The 24,654-nt window shown below is 60.6% G+C and carries 19 protein-coding genes; 11 read left to right on the top strand and 8 right to left on the bottom strand.

The features are described 5' to 3' along the window. Positions 1-2: 2 nt before the first annotated feature. The 4 genes from K1X15_RS18765 to K1X15_RS18750 all read right to left on the bottom strand — a co-directional run bounded on the left by K1X15_RS18765 (position 3) and on the right by K1X15_RS18750 (position 6,133). Entirely contained in the window at positions 3-995 is a 993-nt protein-coding gene (locus K1X15_RS18765) for an ABC transporter permease (RefSeq protein WP_104893347.1), read from the bottom strand. 64 nt (positions 996-1,059) lie between these two features. Next, positions 1,060-2,808 carry an ABC transporter substrate-binding protein gene (locus tag K1X15_RS18760; protein WP_220305068.1) on the bottom strand — a complete coding sequence of 583 codons (1,749 nt, stop codon included), beginning with the start codon at positions 2,806-2,808 and terminating at the stop codon, positions 1,060-1,062. 87 nt (positions 2,809-2,895) lie between these two features. Then, positions 2,896-3,897: a LacI family DNA-binding transcriptional regulator gene (locus tag K1X15_RS18755; protein WP_104894915.1), complete on the bottom strand. Its 1,002-nt coding sequence runs from the start codon at positions 3,895-3,897 to the stop codon at positions 2,896-2,898. Between the two features lie 382 nt (positions 3,898-4,279). Continuing rightward, the gene (locus K1X15_RS18750) at positions 4,280-6,133 is read right to left on the bottom strand and encodes a sigma-54-dependent Fis family transcriptional regulator (RefSeq protein ID WP_220305067.1); all 1,854 of its coding nucleotides are present in this window, start codon (positions 6,131-6,133) and stop codon (positions 4,280-4,282) included. Between the two features lie 291 nt (positions 6,134-6,424). Here K1X15_RS18750 and K1X15_RS18745 point away from each other — a divergent pair, with 291 nt between their 5' ends. The 7 genes from K1X15_RS18745 to K1X15_RS18715 all read left to right on the top strand — a co-directional run bounded on the left by K1X15_RS18745 (position 6,425) and on the right by K1X15_RS18715 (position 13,897). Continuing rightward, positions 6,425-7,468, top strand: a complete 1,044-nt coding sequence (locus K1X15_RS18745; RefSeq protein WP_220305066.1) for an NAD(P)-dependent alcohol dehydrogenase — start codon at positions 6,425-6,427, stop codon at positions 7,466-7,468. 56 nt (positions 7,469-7,524) lie between these two features. Next, positions 7,525-9,057 carry an extracellular solute-binding protein gene (locus K1X15_RS18740; protein ID WP_220305065.1) on the top strand — a complete coding sequence of 511 codons (1,533 nt, stop codon included), beginning with the start codon at positions 7,525-7,527 and terminating at the stop codon, positions 9,055-9,057. Positions 9,058-9,132: 75 nt separating this feature from the next. After that, the gene (locus K1X15_RS18735; RefSeq protein ID WP_220305064.1) at positions 9,133-10,008 is read left to right on the top strand and encodes a carbohydrate ABC transporter permease; all 876 of its coding nucleotides are present in this window, start codon (positions 9,133-9,135) and stop codon (positions 10,006-10,008) included. Position 10,009: 1 nt separating this feature from the next. Then, on the top strand, positions 10,010-10,852 hold the full coding sequence (locus tag K1X15_RS18730; protein WP_220305063.1) for a carbohydrate ABC transporter permease: 843 nt from the start codon (positions 10,010-10,012) through the stop codon (positions 10,850-10,852). Positions 10,853-10,860: 8 nt separating this feature from the next. Beyond that, a complete protein-coding gene (locus K1X15_RS18725) occupies positions 10,861-11,928 on the top strand; it encodes an ABC transporter ATP-binding protein (protein WP_220305062.1) in 1,068 nt (355 codons plus the stop codon). Positions 11,929-11,941: 13 nt separating this feature from the next. Further along, positions 11,942-13,027, top strand: coding sequence for an ABC transporter ATP-binding protein (locus tag K1X15_RS18720; RefSeq protein ID WP_220307617.1), 1,086 nt, complete (start codon positions 11,942-11,944; stop codon positions 13,025-13,027). 237 nt (positions 13,028-13,264) lie between these two features. Next, complete coding sequence (locus K1X15_RS18715) at positions 13,265-13,897, top strand: tyrosine-type recombinase/integrase (RefSeq protein WP_220305061.1); 633 nt, start codon at positions 13,265-13,267, stop codon at positions 13,895-13,897. 555 nt (positions 13,898-14,452) lie between these two features. On the opposite strand, the gene K1X15_RS18710 is transcribed toward K1X15_RS18715, so the two are convergent. Continuing rightward, positions 14,453-15,172: a hypothetical protein gene (locus tag K1X15_RS18710; RefSeq protein ID WP_240549564.1), complete on the bottom strand. Its 720-nt coding sequence runs from the start codon at positions 15,170-15,172 to the stop codon at positions 14,453-14,455. 160 nt (positions 15,173-15,332) lie between these two features. Between K1X15_RS18710 and K1X15_RS18705 the strand changes: the two genes are divergently transcribed. Together K1X15_RS18705 and K1X15_RS18700 are read left to right on the top strand one after the other, a co-directional pair. Next, entirely contained in the window at positions 15,333-16,205 is an 873-nt protein-coding gene (locus K1X15_RS18705) for a LysR family transcriptional regulator (RefSeq protein WP_157289823.1), read from the top strand. Positions 16,206-16,734: 529 nt separating this feature from the next. Then, positions 16,735-17,975, top strand: a protein-coding gene (locus K1X15_RS18700) for an IS3 family transposase (protein ID WP_420828343.1) whose coding sequence is annotated in 2 segments (ribosomal slippage) — positions 16,735-17,095 and positions 17,095-17,975 — 1,242 coding nt in all. Because the reading frame shifts where the segments join, the coding sequence is not laid out codon by codon here. 162 nt (positions 17,976-18,137) lie between these two features. On the opposite strand, the gene K1X15_RS18695 is transcribed toward K1X15_RS18700, so the two are convergent. Then, positions 18,138-18,536 (bottom strand): DUF779 domain-containing protein, encoded by a 399-nt coding sequence (locus K1X15_RS18695; RefSeq protein ID WP_090597856.1) that lies wholly within the window; start codon positions 18,534-18,536, stop codon positions 18,138-18,140. Between the two features lie 132 nt (positions 18,537-18,668). Next, the gene (gene adh, locus K1X15_RS18690; protein WP_090597854.1) at positions 18,669-20,189 is read right to left on the bottom strand and encodes an aldehyde dehydrogenase; all 1,521 of its coding nucleotides are present in this window, start codon (positions 20,187-20,189) and stop codon (positions 18,669-18,671) included. Positions 20,190-20,393: 204 nt separating this feature from the next. Here adh and K1X15_RS18685 point away from each other — a divergent pair, with 204 nt between their 5' ends. Both K1X15_RS18685 and K1X15_RS18680 read left to right on the top strand, forming a co-directional pair. Then, entirely contained in the window at positions 20,394-22,229 is a 1,836-nt protein-coding gene (locus K1X15_RS18685; protein WP_191773690.1) for a sigma-54-dependent Fis family transcriptional regulator, read from the top strand. A gap of 297 nt (positions 22,230-22,526) precedes the next feature. After that, positions 22,527-23,159, top strand: a complete 633-nt coding sequence (locus tag K1X15_RS18680) for a tyrosine-type recombinase/integrase (RefSeq protein ID WP_220307615.1) — start codon at positions 22,527-22,529, stop codon at positions 23,157-23,159. 306 nt (positions 23,160-23,465) lie between these two features. Here the strand turns inward: K1X15_RS18680 and K1X15_RS18675 are convergent, their stop codons facing one another. Further along, complete coding sequence (locus tag K1X15_RS18675; RefSeq protein WP_104894109.1) at positions 23,466-24,653, bottom strand: ZIP family metal transporter; 1,188 nt, start codon at positions 24,651-24,653, stop codon at positions 23,466-23,468. Position 24,654 lies beyond the last annotated feature (1 nt).

Below are 24,654 nucleotides of genomic sequence, written 5' to 3'. Positions count from 1 at the left end.
GTTCATAGCCTTTGGATACGCGGGTCGAGCAGTGGATAGAGCAGGTCGAGGACCAGCACCGCGAAGGCGACCGTAATGACCAGGAAGAAGGCGACGCCCTGGATGAGGAAATAGTCCGAGCTGCGCAGGGCGTTGTAGAGCAGGTAGCCGATGCCGGGATAGTTGAATGCCACCTCGACCAGCACCGAGCCCGATGCAGCTGTGCCAAGAGCGATGGCGAGGGCCGTGACCTGCGGCAGCAGTGCATTGCGCATGGCATACTTGAAGAAGATGCGGCGCTTCTTCAGGCCTTTCGCCTCGGCCAGCGCCAGGTAATCCTCGCCCAGCACATTGATCATGGCGCCGCGCATCCCCAGCGCCCAGAAGCCCAGCCCGGCCAGCACGATCGACAGCGCTGGCAGGAAGGCGTGGTAGGCGAGATCCCAAAGCACCGGTAGGGAAAAGCCGTTTGGAAAAACGGAATAGGCCCCGCCCAGCGGAAACCAGCCCGTCCAGATGGCTAGAAGATAAAGGACGATCAGCGCCAGCAGGTAATAGGGGATTGCCGACAGCACCATGAGGAATGGAGCCAGGCGGTGCACGGCGCGCGGAGAGCCCGGCCAGGCGAGGAGCGCGCCGATGAGGCTGCCGAGCCCGAAGGCGATGACGGTCGATACCGACAGCAAGGCGATGGTCCACGGCAGTGCCGCCAGAATGGCACTGGTGACGCTCTGCGGGAAATAGGAGATCGAACTGCCGAGGTCGAGCCGCAGCGAGTTGAACAGGTAACGGCCGTATTGCACCAGCATTGGGTCATCGAGACCGAAGCGCGCGCGATAATTGGCCACGATGTCCTGAGCGCCCTCGACCTGCTGCCCACGGGACAGCAACTGCTCGAGAACGGCGGCCGTGGGATCGCCCGGCGCCAGGCGCGGCACGATGAAATTGACGGTTGTCGCCGCCAGCACGACGGCGAAAAACATCGCCAGCCGCCGGAACACATAGCCCCAGGTCATGGCCCAACTCCACAAGGTTCGGGTGGGAGCCGCCGGTGCATCGGCACCGGCGGCAGTGTGATGGTTATGGCTGCTTCTTTTGCACTTCAGCCACGATCAGGAGGTTCGTCGCCCACCAGAAGCCGGGATGGACATAGTTGTTCTCCGAGGTGGGGAAGTTGTCCCAGTAGTGACCGTTAAAGCTGGTCAGCAAGGCGGCCTGGACCAGCGGGATGGCCGGCATCTCCGGCAGCCAGATCGCCAGGGCCTCGTGGAACAACTCCTGCATGCGCGGATCGTCCGCAGCCGTGACAGCCATTTCTTCGACGATGGCGTCGTAGGCGTCGTTGGACCAGCGCGTGCGGGCACCGGTCGCCACTTCGCCCATCGGGGCGGCATGGCGGCTGTGGTAGAGCTCGAGCGTGCCGTAGGGATCGGAGATGCCGCCACAGGACACGTCGAGCCAGGCGTCGGCGCGGCCGGTATTGAGGGCATCGGAGAAGGCGGCGATGTCGGACAGTACGAAGTTGGCATCGAAGCCGGCACGCTGAAGCAGCGTCGTCACCACCGGAGCCATGCGGGTCTGGTCGGCCTCGCCCTGGCGGATCACCAGGTCGATGGCAATCGGATTGCCATCCTTGTCCTGCCAGAAGTCGCCATTTTTGGTGTAGCCGGCCGCTTCCATTGTGGCCGCTGACTTGTCGACGTCATAGGCCAGCGTGTCGTATTCACTGAACAGGTCCGTCGCATTTTCCATGTAGGACGCGAAAGGCGGATAGTCCGGGGTCATCCACTTGGCTGGGACCGTCAGGTTCTCCCAGGCGATGTCGACGATCGCATCGCGATTGAGGGCCTGCGAAATGGCCCAGCGCAACTGCGGGTCGTCAAATGGCGCCTGCGTGGTGTTGAACGCCATGTAGCGAGGGCAAGGATCGAGATAGGCGTAGGGCGTCTCGGGGAACCACGAGAAGACATCGCCATTGTTGGCGACCACCTGCTCGAAGTTGTCGCGACCCAGGACCCACACCGAATCCAGTTCATTGTTGGCCGCCATGGCCGCACGGCGTTCCTCGCTGCCGGCCGTCTTGAACAGCACCTGAACCGGTTCGGGCAAGGCGTGGAAGCCGCTGGCTGCGCCCCACCAGTCATCCCGGCGCTGCCAAACCGTTTCGGTCGTGGTCGACGAGATCAACTGGTAGGGCGAGGTCGAAACCGGCCAGCCCTTGGCGAGATCATAATTGGTGAAGGTCTGCGGATCCTGGGTCTCCCAGATATGCTTGGGCAGGATCATGGTCGTGCCGTAGATTCGGACGCCGAAGGCATCAAGCATGTATCGCGGATTGGGCGAGGTCAAAGTGAGCCTGACCGTATGCGGATCGACGGCGACGATGTCTTCGACCCAGGTCTTGGCGTTGACCGAATAGCCGCCCAAAGCCGGAGCGTGCTCCTTGAGCATGTTCATGGTATAGACCACGTCGTCGGCAGTGAAGGGCGTGCCGTCGCTCCACTTGGCTTCGGGCTGGAGGTTGATCGTCACCTCGTCGAAAGCCTCGTTGAACGCATAACCGGTGGCCAGCCACGGGACCATTTCGCCGGTCTCGTAATTGTAGTAGAAGAGTGACTCGAAGCCCACCTGCTGAAGTCCAGCATGCTGCAACGTGCTGGGCAGGAATGGGTTGTAGTTTTCAGGCGTGGTGACGCGTTCGGAGATGTTCTCGAAGATCAGCTGATCTTCACGCGCAACCTCCTGCGCGAGAGTCGTAGAAGCGGTGCTTGTCATGGCAGCGACAAGCAGCACGCCCAGAGCGCCGTAGCGCCGGGTTATGGACCGCATGGGTCTCTCCTCCCAAAATGTGTGCTGACGTTTTATTGGTTCTTCAGGCTTGGTTGTGGGTGCTTGTCCCTCCTCCGGGCAGATGCCTCATGCCGTTTCGTGAATTTCCAGCGTAGCAGGGAGCACGACCTGTCTGGGTGTGCCGTCATAACCAGCAATGCGCTCGTTGAGCAGTTCGATCGCGCCACTGCCTAGATCACTGGGGCTCACCCCGATCGTGGTGAGGCGGGGGCGCAGGTCGGCCAGTTCTTCGTAGATGTCGTAGGAGGCGACCGCGATGTCGCCCGGCACCGATATGCCGCGATCTGCAAACCCCGCCAGGGCCGCCCTCGCCATGCGCGAGCTGGCAAAGAAGATGGCGCTGGGCAGGTCATCGCCATGCCGCTCGACTAGCCAATCGACTGCCTCGTAGCCGGATGGGGGCAGGAAGGACCCTTCGTAGCGCAGGTCATCCTCCATCGCGACGCCTCCATCCTTCAGCGCGCGCTCGAAGCCGGCCTGGCGCAGCATGGACATATTAAAGAACGATGGCCCGGTGACATGGGCGATGCGTTTGTGGCCCTTGGAGACCAGGTACTCGCCCATCCGATAGGCGCTGGCGAACCCGTCCTGCTCGATGCTGTCCACGGACCGGCTCGGCAGGTTGCCGACGAAGACGGTGGGTATTTTGACCTCGGCCAGTTCGTGCTGGATGCGGTGCAAGGCGGCGTCGGCGACGATCAGCCCGTCCACCCCTTTGGTCTTGATCTGCTTGAGATAGGTATGCCCGTGATCTTCGGAATGCCCGCCGGGCACATCGGTATTGTAGATCAGCGTATCGACACCGTCATCGACCAGCGCCGTCTGCATTGCGCGGACCATCTCGGTATAGTAGGGCGCGCAAATATCGGGGATCATGATGGCAATGACATTGGTCCGCCCGGTGCGCAGCGACTGAGCCTGGCGATTGGGCACATAACCCAGCTTGTCGATCGCCTCCTCGACCTTGGCACGAAGTGCAGGCGAAACCCTGTCGCGGTGATTGATGACGTGCGACACCGTCGTGAGAGACACGCCTGCAAGTTTCGCGACTTCTTGTATCTTGACCATCATCAACATCTAACACGTGCAAAACGTTTTGCAAAGCCTTTCGCAAAACGTTTTGCATGCTGATTTCTACATTTGCAGCCCTGACGGGTTCGCGCCCCATTCCGGTCGTTCACGCTATAAATTGGTGCACCCGAAAGCTGCCGTTCGCTTCGCGACGAGGACGTCGTAAATGGAGCGGCTGGAGTCACATCAGCTGCGCTTCTTCTGACTTTCGCCGTGCCGACGCACGAAAATTCGGCACGTGTCGAGTAAGTTTCAGACGCTACGAGCATTCCGCAAGACCGCCCCTTGTGACGTCAGAGCAATTCTCGGTGCATTTGGAGGTGAGCTGAGGCACCCATTCCCGAGCGTAAGCCACCATCGCCCCCGCCTAGCCGAAATCTCAGTGTCGCATGTATTTGTAGACCGTGTTTCGCGAGATGCCGAGCGCCTTGGCTGTCTCGCTGACATTGTTGCCGTTGGTCCGCAGCAACTCATTGATCTGCCGGATGATGAGGCCCTTAAGCCCGGCGGACTCGATAAGGGCCGACGCGTTTTGGCTGCCGAAAAGCTGATCCATATGAACGATGTCGATCGGCTCTTCCGTCACCAGCAGGCTCAGTTGAAACAGGGCAGACCGGAGCTCGCGCAGGTTGCCAGGCCATTCATGTTGCGCGAGGGATTCGACGGCGCGGTCGGTGATGTCCAGTGCCGCGTCTAGCTCGCCAAGCATAAAGCGGGTGAGGGCCGCAAAGTCGCGCCTCTCCCGCAGTGGCGGCAGATTGAGCTGCACGACGCCGAGACGGTAGAAAAGGTCCGAGCGGAAGCGCTTCTCGGCGATGGCCGAGAGAAGATCGACATTGGTTGCGCCAACGACCTGAACGTCGACTTTGTGCGTCGTGGCGCTTCCGACGGCCCTGACTTCGAACTGATCAAGAAAGCGCAGTAGTGCAACCTGATTTGGAAGAGGCAGGTCGCCAATTTCGTCCAGGAAAAGAGTACCGCCATCTGCCGCCCTGGCCAGCCCCATGGATCCGTCCTTGCGGGCCCCGGTAAAGGCGCCGGCGGCATAGCCGAAGAGCTCTGCCTCGAACAGTTGCTCGGGCAATGCACCGCAGTTTACCGGCACGAAAGCGCCGCTCCGCCCGCTGGCGGCATGAATGTGACGCGCTATGATTTCCTTTCCCGTTCCACTTTCGCCCAGGATCAGGAAGGGCGGCTTGCGTCGCACGGCCCGCTGCACCTTCACCAACTCCGTCTGAAGGGCGGGGTCTTCGGCCACGAAGCCGGCAACTGACACGACCGGAGACGCGACTATTGTGCTGCTGGCTGCGCGTACGCGCCCCTCCGAGACCGGGCGACCTGAAAACTGAACTACATATTGGCTGCCCAACAAATCCCGCAGCGTCGGCACGATACCATCGCCCAGATGCCCCAGCGCATTGGCGAAACTGGTGTCGAAAACCGCCTCGAACGCCGTTCCTGGCCGCACGGACAGCCCCGACAACATGCTGCGTCCGCGTTGATTGATGGCCCGCAGTCGCCCTTCGGAGTCGAAGGAGATCAGGCCCCCGCTGACCGAATTGAGCAGCTCGAACCGGGAATGGAACAACAGGACAAGATGATCGGACTGCTGGCGCAGGAATAGACTGTTCTCGATATGGGTCGCGGCCATCTGCATGAGGACCAGCGTGTGCGTGTTGCGTGCGCGGCAATCGGACGAGGCGTCGAGCACGCCTGCCAGTTCACCGTCCGAATGGAATACCGGGGCAGCAAAGCAACTGACGTCAGAATGGGCATGGAAGAAATGCTCCTCGCCATGGACGATCAGCGGCTGCCTGATCATGGCTGCGGTCCCCATGGCGTTGGTGCCGCGCAGTTCCTCAAGCCACACCGAACCGGGCAGGATCGCTTTGCCCGGCTTGCTGCTGCGGAATTCGCCATCGGAAACGGTCTCCAGCACCGTTCCGCGGGCATTGCCGAAGGCAATCATGAAATTGCTGCCCGCAATCTGCTGATAAAGCGCCTGCATCTGCGACGCGGCGAAACGGTGGACGAGTTCATCCTCATCCCGCTGCTGACGCAGTTCCCGAGCGCTCAGCTGGGCATTGTGGGCCGTGCCCATTGGGTCGAGCCCCCGCTCGAGGCAACGGTTCCAGCTATCCGAGATATGCGGCGCAATCAGGTGCGGATCGATTACGCCTCCGTGCTGCAAAGTAATCCGCGCGCGTTTGAGGCGCTCAGTGCGTGAGAGCATGTGTTCCTCCGGCATGTGTCCGCCGGTCTTCGCCAGCGTGAACGGATGCAAGGCTACACCACGGGCAATGCCTTGTAAAACCTAGGAAAATGGCCGTGTTCGAGTGTTCATTTACTGAACAGTCGCCGCTTGCCCTCAACAATATTGAGCAATCTCACCATCGCCGCGGATGGCATCTGCAGATGGTTAAGCCTTTGTAGCAAAAACCAAATCCTGCCGGGACAGCAACTTGGCACGGCTCTTGCGTTGACTTGGGCAGTTACGCAGCTCGTGAACACCAGGGAGGTCCCCATGAAGGCAGCAGTGCTTCATGAATTTGATGAGAAGCTCGAGAAGAGCCAGTTCGTTGTCTATGAGGACGTGCCCGATCCGCGCATCGAAGGGCCAAACGACGTCATCGTTCGCATCGGTGGTGCCGGCGTGTGCCGCACCGATCTGCACATCATCGAAGGGCTCTGGCGGAACAATTCCGACGTTCAGTTGCCATATATCATGGGCCACGAAAATGCCGGCTGGATCGAGGAAATCGGGCCCGCCGTCACCGGCTTCAAGGTTGGCGATCCGGTTATCTGCCACCCACTGGTGACCAGCGGACATTGCCTAGCCTGCCGTCGTGGCAATGACATGCATGCCGAGGAAAGCGCCTTTCCGGGCGTCAACGTCAATGGCGGCTATGCCGAACTGCTCAAGACCGGCCAGCGCTCGCTGATCAAACTGCCCAAAACCCTGGCGCCCAAGGATGTCGCGCCATACACCGACGCTGGTCTGACCGCGTATCGCGCCTGCAAGAAGGCCGCCACGCATCTGCTTCCGGGCCAATATGTCGTGGTGATCGGTGTCGGCGGTCTCGGTCATATCGGCGTTCAGGTGCTGCGGGCCATGTGTGCGGCCCGCATTATCGCGGTCGACCGCTCGGACGATGCGCTCGAGCTAGCGGGGAAATGCGGCGCTGACTTCACCGTGAGGGCCACCGGCGACCAAGTGGAGCAGGTGCTGGCCATGACCGGCGGCCATGGCGCGGAAGCCGTCATCGACTTTGTCGGCGAGGGCAGCGCCATCTCCGAGGGTCTTGCCATGACCCGCAATGACGGCGCCTACTACATCGTCGGCTATGGCGGAAAACTCGAAATTCCGACCATCGACATGATCACCTCGGAAAAGCGCATTATCGGCAATCTGGTCGGAACCTATCCAGAGCTTGTCGAGCTGATGGCCCTGGCCGACCAGGGCAAGGTTCACCTCTCGACCGCCGAGTATCGGCTGCAGGATGCCAACCAGGCCCTGCTCGACCTCCATCACGGCAAAATTCACGGCCGCGGCGTGCTCATTCCGTAGCAGGCCCGGTCGATCAGAATGCAACGCAGCAAAGCTGCATCTAGGGAGAAGGAAGAATGAAACTCGCAAGAATGGCCAGCCTGGCCAGTGTCATTGCCATGGTGGCCTCGTCCGCCACACTGGCGCAGACTGATTATTCGGTCGCCTATGGCATTGACGAAGATATGCCCGGCGCTTGCTCATATGAGAGCATCGACGCCAAGGATTATTCGGGCCGCCAGCTCAACATCATCAGCCATGCCGTACCGGTCATCGGCGAACCCACCGACATCCACGCCCGCCAGTTCGAGGAACTCACCGGGGCCAAGGTCAGCGTGGTGCATGTGCCCTTCGGCGACCTGTTCCAGCGCATCCTGATCCCGTTCCAGACCGGGCAGAATGCCTATGACGTGCTGTTCTATCCCTCGCTCTGGATCGGCGATCTCAACCAGTATCTGGCGCCGGTGCCTGAAGCCTATCGCGAGACCGCTGGTTTCAAGGACGTGACCCGAAACTATATCGACGTGGCCACCTGGGGCGACACCATCGTCCAGTATCCGATGGATGGTGACCGGCACTATCTGAAATACCGCGCCGACATCTTCTCCAATCCCGAGGCCATAGCCCGCTTCAAGCAGGAGACCGGCAAGGACCTCGCCGTTCCCACCACTTGGGAAGACTATAACGAGATCGCTCGCGTCTTCTCCGGATGGGACTGGGATGCCGACGGCAATCCGAACTACGGCTCGGCCGAAGTCACCAAGCGTGACGACCTGATGTTCTCCGCCTTCATCAGTCGTGCAGCCCCGTACGCGCGCAACCCCAATGTGAAGGGTGGCTTCTTCTTCGACCTCGAAACCATGACGCCGCAGATCAACAATCCCGGTTTTGTCAAAGGGCTGGAACTGTTCGTTGAAGCGTCCAAGGACTGGGCGCCGGGCGGTGCGAACTGGGGCCTTGGCGATGAAATCTTCGCCTTTGGCGGTGGTCAGGCTCTGATGAGCTATTCCTGGGACGATGCCTTCGTTCAGGCGCAGCAGGAAGACAGCCCGATCCGCAATCAGGTAGCCGCGGCGCCGCTGCCGGGCGCAAGGGAAGTCTGGAACCGCGATACGGGCAGCTGGGACAGTTTCGAGGAGCCCAATCGTGCTCCCTATGTCACCTGGGGCTGGACTTCGGCGGTTTCCAACCGCTCGCAGAACCAGGACATGGCGTTCGACTTCCTCTGCTTCTTCTCCAATGAAGCCAATACCCTGGCCGACCTGCAGGTCGGGCGCTTCGGCGTCAATCCATACCGCAATGCCCATTTCGACCCGTCTCTGTGGACGGATCGCCTGGGCTGGGACGCGGCACTGACCAAGAGCTATGTCGAAACACTGTCCGGCATGGATGACAGCAATAACCGCGTCTTCGACCTGCGCGTGCCCGGCGTCAGCCAGTTCATGACGTCCCTAGCAACCGGCGTTGCCGCCGCACTGGCCGGCCAGCAGACGCCGCAGGAAGCGCTCGACGGCGTAGCCGTGGAATGGACCGCGATCGTCGATCGGATCGGGGTGGACACGGTTCGCGATGCCTATGCCGGCGTCGTGGCGCTCGAAGACAACCTCTAGCACTCACAGTCCCGGTGGGTCTTACCCCCCGGGACTTCGCTCACTGGCGCTCGCGCCCCCCGGAGGACCAGGCCGATGTATGGGCTGACCCGCTACAAACTCTTCTTCCTTTTGCCCGGCCTTCTGGTGCTGCTGGCGATCATCCTGTTTCCCCTCATCTTCACCATCCGCGTGAGCTTTTCCGGCTGGGACGCTGTCCGCCCCGGCCTCGACTGGATCGGTGGCCTCAACTATGGCCGCCTGCTCGCCGATGGACGGTTCTGGCAGTCGCTGTCCCGGCTGGGCGTGATGGCGGTATCGGCTGTGATCATTGAATATGTGCTGGGCTTCGGGCTGGCGCTGCTGGTCTGGCGTCAGATCAGGTTCCGTCGCCTGGTGCGGGTGCTGTTCCTCATTCCCATGATGACCACTCCCGTCGTCATGGCGGTCATCTGGCGCACCGTATTCCACGAAAGCCTGGGGCCGGCCAACGACCTCGTGACGCTGTTCGGTTTTGCCCCGATCCCGTGGCTCACCAATGCGCAATGGGCGACCTTCGTCGTCATCCTTGTCGATGTCTGGCAGTGGACGCCCTTCATGTTCCTGCTGTTGCTGGCGGGCCTGCTCTCCTTGCCGCGCGAGCCGCTGCTGGCGGCGGCAATCGATGGCGCCGGACCCATCCGCGCCTTCTGGAACGTGACCTTCCCCGCCATGGCGCCGATATCGGTCGGCGCGATCATCATCCGTCTGATCGAGGCGTCCAAGATCATGGAGACGGTTTACGTCATCACCTCGGGCGGGCCGGGAACGTCCACGGAAACCTCCAGCTATTACATCTTCATCCGTGGCCTGCGCGACTTCCAGATCGGCTACGCGGCGGCTCTGTCGATTACCTACCTCGTCATCATGATCGTGCTGCTCACGATCATCGCCAAGCTGTTGACCAAAACGCTCATCAAGGCGGAGGCCTGAAATGGAACGCCTCTATCCACTTCTCAAGGCCGCTGCCATCCTGCTCTGGAGCGCCTTCGTCGTCGCCCCATTTCTCTGGGCGATGACCACGTCGTTCAAGACCGCCAATGGCGTCACCGCCGGCCCGACTTATATTCCTTTCGTCGACTACGAGCCCTCGCTCGCTGCATGGCAGGGGTTGTTTGGTAGTGGCGGTGGCAGCATCGATATTGCCGGTCCCTTCGTCTCCTCCATGGTGGTGACGCTGTCGGCCAGTCTTGTCAGCCTCGTGCTCGGCACTCTGGCAGCCTATGGATTGTCGCGCTTTTCATACAAGGCAGGTCCTGTCGGCAATAGCGACCTGACCTTCTTCTTCGTCTCCCAGCGCATCATGCCGCCTGTTGTTCTGGCCATCCCTTTCTTCCTGATGCTGGGCTGGCTTGGACTGCTCGACACCATTGCGGGCCTCGTCATCGTCTATGTAGCGCTGCTGCTGCCCATTTCAGTCTGGGTGATGGTCGATTTCTTCAATTCCATCCCGCGCGAGCTGGACGAGACCGCCATGATCGATGGCTGCACGCCGTTCGAGACCTTCTGGCGCGTCATTCTGCCGAACTCTGTTCCCGGTCTCGTCGTCGCGGGCATCTTCTGCATCATCTTCGGCTGGAACGACTTCTTCTTCGCTTTCACGCTGACCTTCACCCAGACGCAATTGCTGCCGGTGGCCATCGTCTCCCTCAATTCGTCCGTCACGCCCTGGTGGAGCCTGTCTGCCTCAGCGCTGATCTCGGTTGCCCCCCTCATCGTCATTGCCTTCCTTGTCGAGCGCTATCTCGACAAGGGCAGCATTGGCGGCCGCAAATAGAGTGCGCCATGACTTACATTCTCGATAATCTGACAGTGAAGCAGGGCAGCGATATCCATCTCGATGGTGTCACCCTGAGCTTGCCCAGCGCGGGCGTCGTCACGGTCATCGGACGCACGCTTGCGGGAAAGACGACCCTGCTCAAAGTTCTGGCCGGTCTGATAGCGCCACAATCGGGGTCGCTGACCAAGGACGGCGCGGATCTGCTGGCTATCCCAGCCTGGCGGCGGCGGGTCGGCATGGTCTACCAGCAGTTCGTCAACTACCCGCATCTCTCGGTTCGGGACAACATCGTCTTCCCGCTCAAGCGCAGCGGATTGAAGCCTGCGGCAGTCGCCGAAAAGCTCAGCTATGTCACCGAACTTCTAGGACTGGCCCCCTTGCTCGACCGCCGCCCTGAGGAACTGTCCGGGGGTCAACAGCAACGCGTGGCTCTGGCACGCTCCTTAGTGAAAGACACCGATTTCCTGCTGCTTGATGAGCCTCTGGTCAATCTCGACTACAAGCTGCGCGAGCAATTGCGCGACGAATTCCGGCGGATTTTCCACGCCAGCGAAAACCGTCTGGTGGTGTATTCAACCACCGAACCGCTCGAAGCGATGATCATGCAGGGTCTGGTCGTGGTCCTGCATGAGGGCGAGGTGGTGCAGGTCGGCGACTATCGCGACGTCTACCGGCGTCCGGCCAACACCACGGCCGCCACCATATTTAACGATCCGCCGATGAACCTATTCGGCGGGCGCATCGAAGCCGGACAGGTGAAGATCGGGGACGAGACGGTGCTCAGAATGCCCGGGCATTTCGCAAACCTGTCCGATGGCAAGTACATCTTCGGTATCCGCGCCAGCGAAGCGGTGATGGGCGGAATCATAACCGGCCGCGTGGCCCTGGCGGAGATAAACGGCTCTACCACCGTCCTGCATCTCGACATGCCATTCGGCAATCTGGTGCTGGAACGCGAGGGCGTCGCCCTGCATGCCATTGGCGACGGTGTGTCGGTAACGTTGCCGCACGCGCGCCTCTTCGCCTTTGATGCCGATACCCGCAATCTTGTTGCTGCCCCAGTCAGCGACTGAAAGGACCTATCCTATGGCCCGTATTACCCTTGAGCGTCTGGGACACGCCTACAATCGTAGCGACGGCACGCCCAACTACGCCTTGTATCCGCTTGATCTGGTCTGGGAGGACGGAGGCACGTATGCGCTTCTGGGGCCGTCCGGCTGCGGCAAATCAACGATGCTCAACATCGTGTCGGGCCTGCTGACGCCCAGCGAAGGCCGGGTGCTCATAAACGGCCGCGACGTCACCGGCACCAGGGTGGCGCAACGCAATATTGCCCAGGTGTTCCAGTTCCCTGTCGTTTATGCCTCCAAAAGCGTCTACGAGAACCTCGCCTTCCCGCTGCGGTGCCGCAACATGGCTAACAGGGAGGTCGACCGACGGGTGAACGAGATTGCCGAATTGCTCAATCTCGATACGATCCTGCACCGTCCTGCCCGAAAACTCACGCCAGACGCCAAGCAACTGATTTCGCTGGGCCGAGGTCTGGTCCGCGATGACGTTGCCGTCATCCTGATGGACGAGCCGCTTACGGTAATCGATCCGCAGCTCAAGTTTCATCTGCGTCGCAAGCTCAAGGACATCAGCGCGCGGCACGGCCATACATTGGTCTATGTCACCCATGACCAGAACGAGGCCATGACGCTGGCTGAGAACGTGATCGTGATGGACAATGGCCGCGTTGCGCAGGTGGGCACACCACAGGAGCTTTTCGAGAACCCGACCCATGCCCATGTGGGTTACTTCATCGGCTCGCCCTCCATGAATTTTCTGCCGGTCTCCCTCTACAACGGGAAGTTGAGCATTGCGGGGCAGGTCGTTGCATTCGGCACGGTTGAAGTGCCCGAGGGCGGAAATCTGCTCCTCGGCATCAGGCCTGAATTTGTGGAAATATTGCCGGAGGCCTCGCCCAATGCGTTGAAGGCCAAGCTGAGCGAAGTTCAGGATCTCGGCACTTACCAGATCGTGACGGGACAGCTTGCGGATGGTCAATGTGTAAAGATCAAGACCAAATCGTTCAAGGGCATTCCCGGCGACGAGTTCGCATTTCGGCTTGTTCAGGACCGCATCCGGATGTTTTGCGATGGCAAGCAAGTAAAGGCGCTACTGACCTGAGAGCCCTCTCTGTCCGTTCCCCGCCATCGTCTCATCGGCGGGACAATGGCGCCGGGAGTCTGTTTTCTACAATCTTCGAATAATAGCGGACAGGGCAGATGACGGCCCCGCTGGAGGCGCTACCGAGGAGACTGTGTGGCAATTGGGTAGTCCTCCCGAGGCGGCACGGCGCCGGCCGACGAACCGTTCGCCTTAATCGTTCTCAGATCGGCCGACGTTGGCCATAGGAGAATGAAAATGGGTATTTCACAATACGACCCCGCCGCCAGAGGTCGGCCGGCGTGGAACGCCGGTCGGCAAGTTGGCGCCAAGCGCGCACTCAAGGTCCGCCAGATCTGGGCAATTAGGTTCTTTCTGGATCGGGAGGGTCGCATGCGCGACCGAGCGCTATTCGACCTGGCTATCGATAGCAAGCTGCGCGGCTGCGATCTTGTCAAACTCAAGATTGGTACGCTGGTCACTGGTCATGACATTCGCGCCCGGGCGATGGTCATCCAGCAGAAGACCGGTCGACCGGTGCAGTTCGAGATCACAACAGACGCCAGAGCAAGTTTGCTGGCGTGGCTCGAAAGGCGAGGGGGCTCGGTTGAGGATTTCGTCTTTCCCAGTCGAGCCGATCCGAACGACCACCTAAGCACCAGACAATATGCTCGATTGGTCGACGAGTGGGTGACTGCCATAGGTCTGCGCAAGGAGGCGTACGGCACGCACTCGCTCAGGCGCACCAAGGCCTCGCTCATCTATAAGGCAACCGGCAACCTTCGCACCGTGCAGATCCTTCTTGGTCATACCAAGATCGAAAACACTGTCCGGTATCTGGGCGTCGACGTTGAGGACGCATTGGAACTGGCGGAGCACACCGAAGTCTGACGATCAGCGGCCCCACCATCGGTGAGGCCGCACGAGTGGACGCCGGGCAACCGCGGCGTCCGGTTCGATAACTGGAACCGGACGGTCAGCAGTCACAAGATCGCGTCCTGTCCAAGATGGATGTCCGGACCATCGTTGATGCGCCCCTTTCTGGCCGTTCGACTGCCGCTTGCGGCGTCCCGAAAGCCGACATTGCTCACGGCGTAGCCAAGCGCAAGCCGATTACTTCGGCGTATGTTCGAATCCCACCCGGTCCGCCACTTTGGTAAAAACCGGGAACGCCGATTCCAGCCGACTTCCCTCCTTTGGTCGCTACCGGCGTCCTCAATAGGGTGTTTTTTTGCTGACCTTGATGTAGATCGCGTCGTCCGCGATCTCGGCGTGTTGGGCGAAGGCGCGGACATGTTCCCGCCGATAGCCGCCCTTTCCAAGCCGGAGGCGAGTGCGAGCTTCGCTTGCCAGTTCCGGCACGGCCGCTTTGGCGTGAATCTAAATTCAAACAGCAAAGCGCCCGATGGGTTGCACCGGGCACTTCTTTCTCAAGTCACCTCAAGATTACTTGGTAGCGAGGATTTCGAAATTGTGGACGTTTGCCACCACACCGTCGTCCCATCCACCTGAGATCAATTCTGAAGCCTTTTCATTCAGGAGTCCGGCGACTTGTCCGGCAAAGTGCGCTTCGCGGCCAGAGTTGTCGGCAAAGATGTCGAAGATGGCGAAGTTGGTCTCGTCAATCTGCAGCGCCGCCCAGAACAATGTCTTGGGTTCAGTTTCTGCGACGATGGGGCCGGCGGCGGTCAGCAAGGCTGCCAATTCGGGGCCTTTACCTGGAGCAGCTTTGAGCTTGATGTAAGTTGCGGTCGTTGCCGTGGAGAGATCAACCGGCGCCTTGACCGACAGGACATCGGAGTTGTTGATATTCGCGACAACACCGTCGTCCCATCCGCCGTCGACCAGCGCGTCGGCGTTTTGGTTCAAAGCCGCCGCAACCGCTCCTGAGAAGTGAGCGTCGCGTGCTTCTTCGTCTGCGAAGATGTCAAAGATTGCGAGCGTGTCATCGGCTTGCAGAGCAAACCAAAGGACGGTGCCCGGCTCTGTGTCCCGCACGATCGCTGCGGCACCAGCCAGAAACTCCGCGAAAGCTCCGGACTGGCCTTCGGCGGCCGGCATGGCGATGTAACTGGCTGTATGATTCACCATTGGGTTGTCCTGTGCAGTTGCAGAAGTTGTGATCAGCGCCAGTGCGGCGACTGTCTGAAGGATTTGCGTTTTCATGGTCGTCTCCTGATTTGAAGTGCTTCAGGTTTGGTTTCGATGCACTTTTGTCCCATGCCGAATGCGCCCAAGCCCAATTCCGAAATTCTATTCTTTGATAGACATTGACTATTGAAGTTGGTTTGATGGTGTGGCTGAAGATGTAACGGAGGATGCGGCGATGGAGATGAACCAGATCAGGTATTTTCTCGCTGTCTGCGAGCACCGAAACTTCACCCACGCAGCCAGTGCCTCCAATGTCTCCCAGCCTTCCTTGACGACTGCGATCAAGAAACTTGAAGACGAGCTTGGAGGTGACCTGTTTGTCAGGGACCGTGCGGGATGCAGGCTGACGACGCTGGGAAAACTCATGCAGCCAAGATTGCAGAAGGCTCATGATGAGACGAGGCAGGCGAAGGCGGAGGCGGTCCGTCATATGCGCTTGGAGCGGGTGCCAATCTCTGTCGGTGTCGGAGAAACGATTGGCCACAACCGGATTTCGGCAGCTATGGAGCGTACTCGTACGCGATTGCCGCAAGCCGAAATAGAATTGATCGTTGCGTCAACCTCCGAGCTTCTTGCCGGGTTACGAGATGGTGAATTTGACGTTGTAGTCACCGCAGAGAAGGTCAGTGAAGACCTCTATCGTATAGACCATCTCTATGAAGAGGACTACAAGGTCGTGGTGTCAAAGTCGCATCCGTTGTCTGAACTAAGTGCGATCTCTCTTTCGACTCTTGCTAAAACTGACATGCTTGACCGCCTAAATTGCGAAATGCGGGATGTTTTGCATGGGACCTGCGCGGATCATGGTCACGAACTCTACGCGGCCTATCGGTCAAATCGCGTGGATTGGTTAGTTGAACTTGCTCGGCAAGGGTCAGGTGCGGTGATCCTGCCAGCCACCGCTATTCCTTCGGACATGGGCCTGGTGTCGAAACCCATCGATGGTCTTGAAATATCAAGAACTGTTTTGGCCCTTCGATATCGGCACCAAACGACGAGACCAGAGACAAATGATCTGATCCGTGAGATGACGCGCACGCTGGCGTAGTGAGGTTGGTAATCGACATTCGTCCATCGTGCAGCATTCGTCACTTTGGGCTCAGACCAGACTTTCGCGGCATCACGCTCGAACGTCCGTTCTACTTTTCTTCGAGATCTCGCCAGCAATCCGCCAGGTAGCGCTGGAGAAATTGCGCCAGATTGCGGTGAAGGTTACAGCGAACCACACCCATTGTGTGCGGTGATCTTCGTCGGTGACGAGGCCGTACTCTTCAAGAAGCCACCGCGCTGCGTGAGGCGACCTTCGGCGCGGGTAACAGTGGGCGGGTTCTTTTCAATCTTGAGGAACCGCTTGATTTTCCTGATGACCTCTTCAGCAGACGTCCCCGACTTTGCCGTCGGGTGGAAGTGAATGAACGGCAGGTTTCGGGCGCCGAACGCGGCGCTCCGAACGGCGACAATGGCGTCGGCACCCGCCGATCGGCAACGCGCTCCATTTCGGTCATTCAACGGATTATGGAGCGCACCCCATTTTGACCGGACAGCCGGCATAGCCGATAAGGCATAGGCATGCGCCTATGAGTACGACTATGTCCAAGAGTTCTGACGAGCCGTTTCGACGGGTCGAAGTCATCACCTCCGTGCAGCGCCGCCGGCGCTGGTCAGTGGCCGAGAAGGTTCGGTTGGTGGAGGAAGCCATGCAGCCGGGTATGAGCGTTTCCTACGTGGCACGCCGCGCCGGCATTTCTCCCTCCCAGCTCTTCGCCTGGAAGCGCCGCATGCTTGAGGGCGGTCACGCAGCCGTTCAGGCCGATGAAGATGTTGTTGGCGCCTCCCAGGTGCGCGATCTGGAAAAGCGCGTGCGTGACCTCGAGCGCATGCTCGGCAAGAAGACCATGGAAGCCGAGATCTTGAGGGAGGCCCTGGATCTCGCCCGCCCAAAAAAACGGACCTCGCCCTTGCTGTCGTGGAGCAATCCCGAGGACGATACCCAATGAGCGTTATTGCCCGCACTCTGGGCGTCTCCAGGTCCAACCTCATCGAGCGCGCCAGCAAGCCATCCAAGCCGCGCGGACCTTATCGGAAGGCCGATGATGTGGCTCTTCTTGCCGAACTGCGCCCGATCATCGACCAGCGACCCACCTATGGCTATCGCCGCGTGACGGCATTGCTCAACAGGCAGCGGCGCAAGGAGGGCAAGCTCACCGTCAACACCAAGCGTGTCCTCAGGGTCATGCAGCAGAACGGGCTTACCCTTCAAAAGCATACCGCTCTGCGGCCCACGCGGACCCACGACGGCGTCGTCGTTGCCCTGCGATCCAACATCCGCTGGTGCTCCGATCATCTGGAGATCCATGCCCGCAATGACGAGGTGGTGCGCATCGTCTTCGTCATCGACGCCTGTGACCGGGAGATTATCGCCTGGTCGGCGGTCGCCAATGCTGGCATCTCCGGCGAGATGGTCTGTGATCTGATGATCGCTGCCGTCGAACGCCGCTTCCAGGCCCTCAGGGTCCCGCACCGGCTCGAATGGCTCTCGGACAATGGCAGCGCCTATATCGCCAGGCAGACCGCGCAAGTGGCCGCCGCTCTGGGCATCGAGCTGCTCTTCACCCCGGTTCGAAGCCCGCAGAGCAACGGCATGTCAGAAGCCTTCGTCAAAACTCTGAAAAGGGACTACGCCTCAACCGTCATCCTTCCAGACGCCGAGACCATCCTGGCCTTGCTGCCCGAATGGATCGACGATTACTGTGAGGTCCACCCGCACTCCGGGCTCAAGTATCGCTCACCACGCGAGTTCCTGCGCCTCAGTGCCTAAACCCAACCGCCAGCTGTCCGGCGAAATGGGGTCCACTCCAGATTATTGCATCAACGAGAAAACGGACATGACCTGGATCGTCACCTGATGTGAGAATGCAAAATCAAAAAATCGCAATGGACCAAACTTCAGCATCAGTCACTCCGCAGAAGAGACAAGGCTTCAGGAAAAGAGTGTTGGCGTTCCTCGCCGTGCTATTGGCCCAAGGCGTGCGTACTCGTCATCGGTGAACAAGCGGGAGCGCGTGAGAAACCGCCGCTCGGTGCCATTATCGAGACTGAACATGCCGCCACGACCTGGAATCGCATCGATGATCAACTGGGTATGCTGCCAATATTCGAACTGGCTGGGTGACATGTAGAAGGGAGCGCTGCCGATATCACCCATCTTGACGTCATGGTCGCCGACGATGAATTCGCCTTCAGGATAGCACATCGGCGACGAGCCATCACAACACCCGCCGGACTGATGAAACATAACCGGCCCATGGCGGGCCGTGATGGTGGCGATGAGACTTAAGGCGGCGTCGGTGGCGACGACGCGCGGAACGAGATCAGTCATGGCGGGTTCCTTGCTCGACGGTCATTCCAGCGGGAGGTGGCCAGGGAGAGAGTGGGGTTAGGGCTCTTCCCGCCGGAATGATTTCTGGCGCGCCCGGAGCTCTCCCCGGGCGCCCGCTCAGGGAGGAGCGGCTTAGAAGAAGCCCAGCTTCTTGGGCGAGTAGCTCACCAGCATGTTCTTGGTCTGCTGGTAGTGGTCAAGCATCATGCGGTGGTTTTCGCGTCCGATGCCGCTCTGCTTGTAACCACCAAAGGCGGCATGGGCAGGATAGGCGTGATAGCAATTGGTCCATACGCGCCCCGCCTGGATGCCTCGGCCGAAGCGATAGGCCCGGTTGGCATCACGCGTCCACACGCCGGCGCCCAGGCCATAAAGCGTGTCATTGGCGATCTCGAGGGCTTCGGCATCGGTCTTGAAGGTCGTCACCGAGACCACCGGGCCAAAGATTTCCTCCTGGAAAATGCGCATCTTGTTGTTGCCAGCAAACACCGTCGGCTTGACGTAGTAACCACCCGCCAACTCGCCACCCAGATTGTTGCGCTCGCCGCCAGTCAGCACCGTGGCGCCTTCCTGCCGGCCGATATCGAGATAGGAGAGAATTTTCTCGAGTTGCTCGGACGAGGCTTGGGCCCCGATCATCGTGCTCATCTCGAAGGGAGAACCCTGCTTGATGGCTTCCACCCGCTTGATCGCCCGTTCCATGAAGCGGTCATAGACGCTTTCCTGGATCAGGGCGCGGCTCGGGCAGGTACACACCTCGCCCTGATTGAGCGCGAACATGGCAAAGCCCTCGAGCGCCTTGTCGAAGAAATCATCGTCTTCGGCCAATACGTCGGCAAAGAAGATGTTCGGCGATTTGCCACCCAGTTCCAGCGTCACCGGGATCAGGTTCTGGCTGGCATATTGCATGATCAGCCGGCCCGTCGTGGTCTCGCCGGTAAAGGCGATCTTGGCGATGCGGTTCGAGCTGGCCAGCGGCTTGCCGGCTTCAAGGCCAAAGCCGTTGACGATATTGACCACGCCGGGCGGCAGGATGTCTTCGATCAATTCCATGAGAAAGAGGATTGATGCCGGCGTCTGCTCGGCAGGCTTGAGCACCACGGCATTGCCTGCCGCTAGCGCGGGCGCCAGTTTCCAGACCGCCATCAGGATAGGGAAGTTCCACGGAATGATCTGCCCCACGACGCCGAGGGGCTCGTGGAAATGATAAGCCACCGTGTCATGGTCAAGTTCGGAAATGCCGCCCTCCTGGGCGCGGATGGCACCGGCGAAATAGCGGAAGTGGTCGATCGCCAGCGGAATATCGGCAGCAGTCGTCTCACGAATTGGCTTGCCATTGTCCCAGGTCTCGGCCAGCGCGATCTCGTCGAGATGTTCTTCCATGCGATCGGCAATCTTGTTGAGCATCACCGCGCGCTGCGCCACCGAGGTTTGGCCCCAGCCCGGCGCGGCCTTATGGGCCGCATCCAGCGCCCGCTCGACATCCGCCGCCTTGGAGCGCGCGACTTCGCAAATCACCTGCCCAGTGACTGGCGAGGTGTTCTCGAAGGTCTCGCCGTCGAGCGCGTCCACCCACTGCCCGCCGATATAATTGCCGTATTTCGCCTTGTATGGAGACTTGGTCCGCTGGCCGACGAATTCAGGTTTATTCATGGCATCCTCCCTTGTTCTTGGATGCCACCGTCATTGCAACCGGCGTGCCAGATGATGTCAACCTGTTGAAGCTGTTAGGGAATTCTTGTGGCACCAAGCAGGGGTGGACGCGGTGCGAATTCGGATGCAACACTTTGCCACAACCAGACGCGATGGCCGATGCAACACCTGTTGCAAACTGCCACAACTGGTAGGGAGAGAGCCATGCAACAGGCGTCCGATGCTGCCTTGGTAGCCGCGCGCGAGCGTTTCTTTTCTGGGCACGATCTACCTGAGGGCCTGGTGCCTGCGCCCATATTGCGGTCCTGGCAGCGCTGCGCACAACAGGGCCTCGATGCCTCGGCGGTCATTCATGCCGAACCGGTCACCGCACCCGAGCTTCGCGCCTTGCATGAGCAGAACGAGACCTTACGCCTCCTCTCGCGCTCTGAACTGGTGTCGCTGCGCACCGAAGCGCGGCTTACCGACAGTGTCGTCATCCTCACCGATGCCAAGGGCCTCGTGCTCGATACCACGGGAAGCCCCGAATTCGCCGGCCGCGCCGCCGAAGTGGCGCTCCGCCCCGGCGTCACCTGGTCCGAAACTGCCACTGGCACCAATGCCATCGGCACGGCTCTCGCCGAACGTCGCGCCATCGAGGTGCATGGGGGAGAACACTTCTTCGAACCACATGGTATCCTGCATTGCGCCGCATCGCCCATTTTCGACCCTTTCGGGAAGCTCGCTGGCGTGCTCGATCTCTCCGGCCATGCCTCGGCTGAGCACACCCATGCCATGGGCCTGGTGCGCCTCGCCGTCGAGCAGATCGAACATCGCTTCTTCGCCCGCGGCTTCGATGACATGACCGTGGTGCGCTTCCACCGTACCGCTGATCTCCTGGGCACCGCCCGCGAAGGCATTCTGGTCTTTGATGGCGGGCGTTTGATCGCCGGCAATCGTCGCGCGCTCCATCTCGTCGGGCTCGACCGCAAGGCGCTGCGCCAGTCCACCGCCGAGGAAATCTTTGAAACCGCGGCGCTCGCCACACAGCGCGGCGAACTGCGCGCCCGCAATGGCGAGCGCTTCTTTGCCGCCGTGTCCGAGCCGCGCAAGTCGCCGCTGCGCGTCACCGGCACCCTGCCGCGCGTCGCCAAGTCGGGCGAGCCAGCGCCTTTTCTCACTCCCGAAACCCGCGCCGATCTCGCCAAGGCCATCCGCCTGGTCAATGCCGAAATTCCCCTGCTCATCGCTGGGGAAACCGGTGCCGGCAAGGAAGTCTTCGCCCGCTACCTGCATGGCCTCACCCAGCGCGCCGGCAAGCCCTTTGTCGCCATCAACTGTGCTGCACTGCCCGAGAGTCTGATCGAATCCGAACTCTTCGGCTACCAGCCCGGCGCCTTCACCGGCGCCCGCAAGCAGGGCGCCATTGGCCTGGTGCAACAAGCCGAGGGCGGCATTCTCTTCCTCGATGAAATCGGCGACATGCCGCTCTTGCTGCAGTCGCGCCTCCTGCGCGTCTTGCAGGACAAGGAAGTCGTGCCACTGGGCGGCGGCACCGCGCAGAAGGCTGATTTCGTGCCCGTTTGCGCCACCAATCGCGATCTCAAGGCCATGGTCGAGGCAGGCACCTTCCGCGCCGATCTCTACTACCGCATCGCCCAGTTCACCATTCGCCTGCCGGCCCTGTGTGATTTCCCCGATCGCGCCACTGTCGTCTCGAGCCTCTGGTCCCAGCTCGCGACGGGCCATCCGCCGCTGCCCGCCCCGGTGCTTGCCCGCCTCGCCGCCCAGCCATGGCCAGGCAATTTCCGCGAACTGACCGGGACGCTGCGCGCCCTATCAGCGCTGTGTGAACCAGAACAGCCCATCACTTTGGCCGATCTATCCCAGTTCACCGAACAGGTCACCGCGGCACCTCTGCTGTTCCAGAACGATTTGGGCAGTCTCACCGAAGCCGCAATGCGTCGCGCGGTGGACCAGAACAACGGCAATCTTTCCGCCGCTGCGCGCGCTCTCGGCATCGACCGCTCGACCCTCTACCGACGGCTGGTCTGGAAATAGTTGGAAGAGGCTGATTGAACAGCTGCGTTGGCTCGTGGCTTTGCCAGTATGGGCGCCGCAGTAGACCCGTATTGGCTTTCATTTGACACTCATGAGTGACAACGCGAGGGCCAGCGAATGGCAGTTAATCCACTAGGTCGGCCCGAAAGCCGACAGGCTACAAACGGCCCCGCTGGAGGCGCTACCGGGAGGACTGTGGGGCAGGGACAATTCTCGCGAGGCGGCACGGCGCCGGCCGACGAACCGTTCGCCTTAATCGTTCTCAGATTGGCCGATGTTGGCCATAGGAGAATGAAAATGGGTATTTCACAATACGACCCCGCCGCCAGAGGTCGGCCGGCGTGGAACGCCGGACGGCAAGTCGGCGCCAAGCGGGCGCTCAAGATCCGCCAGATCTGGGCAATCAGGTTCTTTCTGGATCGGGAGGGGCGAATGCGCGATCGAGCGCTGTTTGACCTAGCCATCGACAGCAAGTTGCGCGGTTGCGATCTGGTCAAGCTCAAGATCGGCACGCTCGTGACCGGCCGTGACATACGCGCCCGGGCGATGGTGATTCAGCAGAAAACCGGTCGACCGGTGCAGTTCGAGATCACAACAGACGCCAGAGCAAGTTTGCTGGCGTGGCTCGAAAGGCGAGGGGGCTCGGTTGAGGATTTCGTCTTTCCCAGTCGAGCCGATCCGAACGACCACCTAAGCACCAGACAATATGCTCGATTGGTCGACGAGTGGGTGACTGCCATAGGTCTGCGCAAGGAGGAGTACGGCACGCACTCGCTCAGGCGCACCAAGGCCTCGCTCATCTACAAGGCCACCGGCAACCTCCGCGCCGTGCAGATCTTGCTGGGTCACACCAAGATCGAAAACACGGTCCGATATTTGGGCGTCGATGTCGAAGACGCACTGGAACTGGCGGAACACACCGAGGTCTAATGATCAGCGGCCCCACCGCAGGTGAGGCCGCAACGAGGACACCGCCGGACGCGATCCACAGTCGGAACGCTGCATCCGGACGGTCAGCAATCGCATGACCGCGGCTATTCCAAGGAGCACATGCGGACCATCTTCGACGCGCCCCTTAACGGTCGTTCAGATCGTCGTGACCGTAGCCCGAAAGCGGACGGGCGAAAGACGTCTGAATGCGGTTAGTAACAGTAGGCCCATACGGCCATGGCCGGGGGTTTCGTCAGGAGAAATGCCCAATACATTTTGCGCAGGCGCGCCTGGCAGATGGTTACGCTACACCTTGATGACAGCGGCGGTGACATACATGAACGCCACGCCGGTCAGAAAGCCTGACAGGACCGGCGGCGACAGCCAGGATTGCCTTTGCCGTCCGCTTCCACGAAGGAAAAAGGCTGTTACCTCAACCATCACCTGGAGAATAGCACCAGCCCCCACTCCCAGGGCGAGGGCCGACCACTGGGTGCCGTAGGCGAGGCTGCCGATCCACATGCCAAGAACGGCAGGTGCTCCGGCGACCAGGGTCAGGGCGACGAAAGCCCAGAGGTGCGGCTTCTGTCGAACGATGGGAGCGGCAATACCGATACCCTCGGTGACATTGTGAATTGCGAAACCGAGAACGAGGAAGGTCCCAAGACCCGCAGAACCGGTGGCGAAGGCTGCGCCGATGGCAAGGCCCTCGCCGAAGTTATGAAGGCCGATGCCAAAGGCAATATAAAACGCCAGAGCCAGCCCTTCGGGCCGTCCTCCGCGGCGGCTGATGCCCATGAGGATCAGGAAGGTGGCCAGAGCCGCGAGGATGACCATTGCCGGCCCCTGGAAAAGAGGCGCTGACTCGGCAGCCAACTCCAGCGCCTCAAAGGTCATGTCGACGAGCAGGAAGGCGAGTAAGCCCACTGTGAGGGCCAGCACGAAACCCATGCCAGACGTGCCCACGTTGCGCATGGCCGGATAGAACATCAAACCAATGGCGACAGGCAGGATGCCGACGATCGCACCGACAATGGCCTGCTGGACGAGCTGCCCTTGTGTGGCGACTGGCGTCGGCACGGCGACGGCGATTTCGTGCTCGAAGGTGGTCCCCGTGTTGGTCACCAACTTGACGCGGTGCGCCTCGCCCAGCACCCACGGATATGGAATGTCGATCCATGCGGTTGACCCGCGCGCCAGCGGGCCGGCGGGCGCCATCGAGAAATTCCAATAGGCGTCGTCGACCTGCACCTGCGCGACCGTCATGTCCTCGGAGCCGCCGGCGCGAATCTGGACCCGAATGCCTCCGTCATTCAGCACCGTTCTTTCGAAGGTGATCGTTTCGACCGGCGGCGCGCCATTGTTGAAGCTTCGCAACGGGTCCGCCGCGGCGATCCAGGCTATGGCAATGGCAAGCACCAGCAGGGGGGCCAGCAACCAAAGGAAGCGGCGAAGGCCGGACGAGGCGTTGGACGATGGCGCAAGCTCGGTCATT

The organism is Devosia salina (assembly GCF_019504385.1).
Taxonomy (GTDB): Bacteria; Pseudomonadota; Alphaproteobacteria; order Rhizobiales; family Devosiaceae; genus Devosia; species Devosia salina.
Note: the sequence above shows the minus strand (reverse complement) of the source record. Positions and strands in the feature narration are given on the sequence as shown.

What these genes read in the sequence shown, in the direction of transcription:
- adh (WP_090597854.1), bottom strand. Translation starts at nt 20,189, where the DNA reads ATGAATAAACCTGAATTCGTCGGCCAGCGGACCAAGTCTCCATACAAG.
- K1X15_RS18730 (WP_220305063.1), top strand. Translation starts at nt 10,010, where the DNA reads ATGGAACGCCTCTATCCACTTCTCAAGGCCGCTGCCATCCTGCTCTGG.
- K1X15_RS18740 (WP_220305065.1), top strand. Translation starts at nt 7,525, where the DNA reads ATGAAACTCGCAAGAATGGCCAGCCTGGCCAGTGTCATTGCCATGGTG.
- K1X15_RS18675 (WP_104894109.1), bottom strand. Translation starts at nt 24,653, where the DNA reads ATGACCGAGCTTGCGCCATCGTCCAACGCCTCGTCCGGCCTTCGCCGC.
- K1X15_RS18755 (WP_104894915.1), bottom strand. Translation starts at nt 3,897, where the DNA reads ATGGTCAAGATACAAGAAGTCGCGAAACTTGCAGGCGTGTCTCTCACG.
- K1X15_RS18750 (WP_220305067.1), bottom strand. Translation starts at nt 6,133, where the DNA reads ATGCTCTCACGCACTGAGCGCCTCAAACGCGCGCGGATTACTTTGCAG.
- K1X15_RS18765 (WP_104893347.1), bottom strand. Translation starts at nt 995, where the DNA reads ATGACCTGGGGCTATGTGTTCCGGCGGCTGGCGATGTTTTTCGCCGTC.
- K1X15_RS18735 (WP_220305064.1), top strand. Translation starts at nt 9,133, where the DNA reads ATGTATGGGCTGACCCGCTACAAACTCTTCTTCCTTTTGCCCGGCCTT.
- K1X15_RS18705 (WP_157289823.1), top strand. Translation starts at nt 15,333, where the DNA reads ATGGAGATGAACCAGATCAGGTATTTTCTCGCTGTCTGCGAGCACCGA.
- K1X15_RS18715 (WP_220305061.1), top strand. Translation starts at nt 13,265, where the DNA reads ATGGGTATTTCACAATACGACCCCGCCGCCAGAGGTCGGCCGGCGTGG.
- K1X15_RS18685 (WP_191773690.1), top strand. Translation starts at nt 20,394, where the DNA reads ATGCAACAGGCGTCCGATGCTGCCTTGGTAGCCGCGCGCGAGCGTTTC.
- K1X15_RS18680 (WP_220307615.1), top strand. Translation starts at nt 22,527, where the DNA reads ATGGGTATTTCACAATACGACCCCGCCGCCAGAGGTCGGCCGGCGTGG.
- K1X15_RS18720 (WP_220307617.1), top strand. Translation starts at nt 11,942, where the DNA reads ATGGCCCGTATTACCCTTGAGCGTCTGGGACACGCCTACAATCGTAGC.
- K1X15_RS18745 (WP_220305066.1), top strand. Translation starts at nt 6,425, where the DNA reads ATGAAGGCAGCAGTGCTTCATGAATTTGATGAGAAGCTCGAGAAGAGC.
- K1X15_RS18710 (WP_240549564.1), bottom strand. Translation starts at nt 15,172, where the DNA reads ATGAAAACGCAAATCCTTCAGACAGTCGCCGCACTGGCGCTGATCACA.
- K1X15_RS18725 (WP_220305062.1), top strand. Translation starts at nt 10,861, where the DNA reads ATGACTTACATTCTCGATAATCTGACAGTGAAGCAGGGCAGCGATATC.
- K1X15_RS18760 (WP_220305068.1), bottom strand. Translation starts at nt 2,808, where the DNA reads ATGCGGTCCATAACCCGGCGCTACGGCGCTCTGGGCGTGCTGCTTGTC.
- K1X15_RS18695 (WP_090597856.1), bottom strand. Translation starts at nt 18,536, where the DNA reads ATGACTGATCTCGTTCCGCGCGTCGTCGCCACCGACGCCGCCTTAAGT.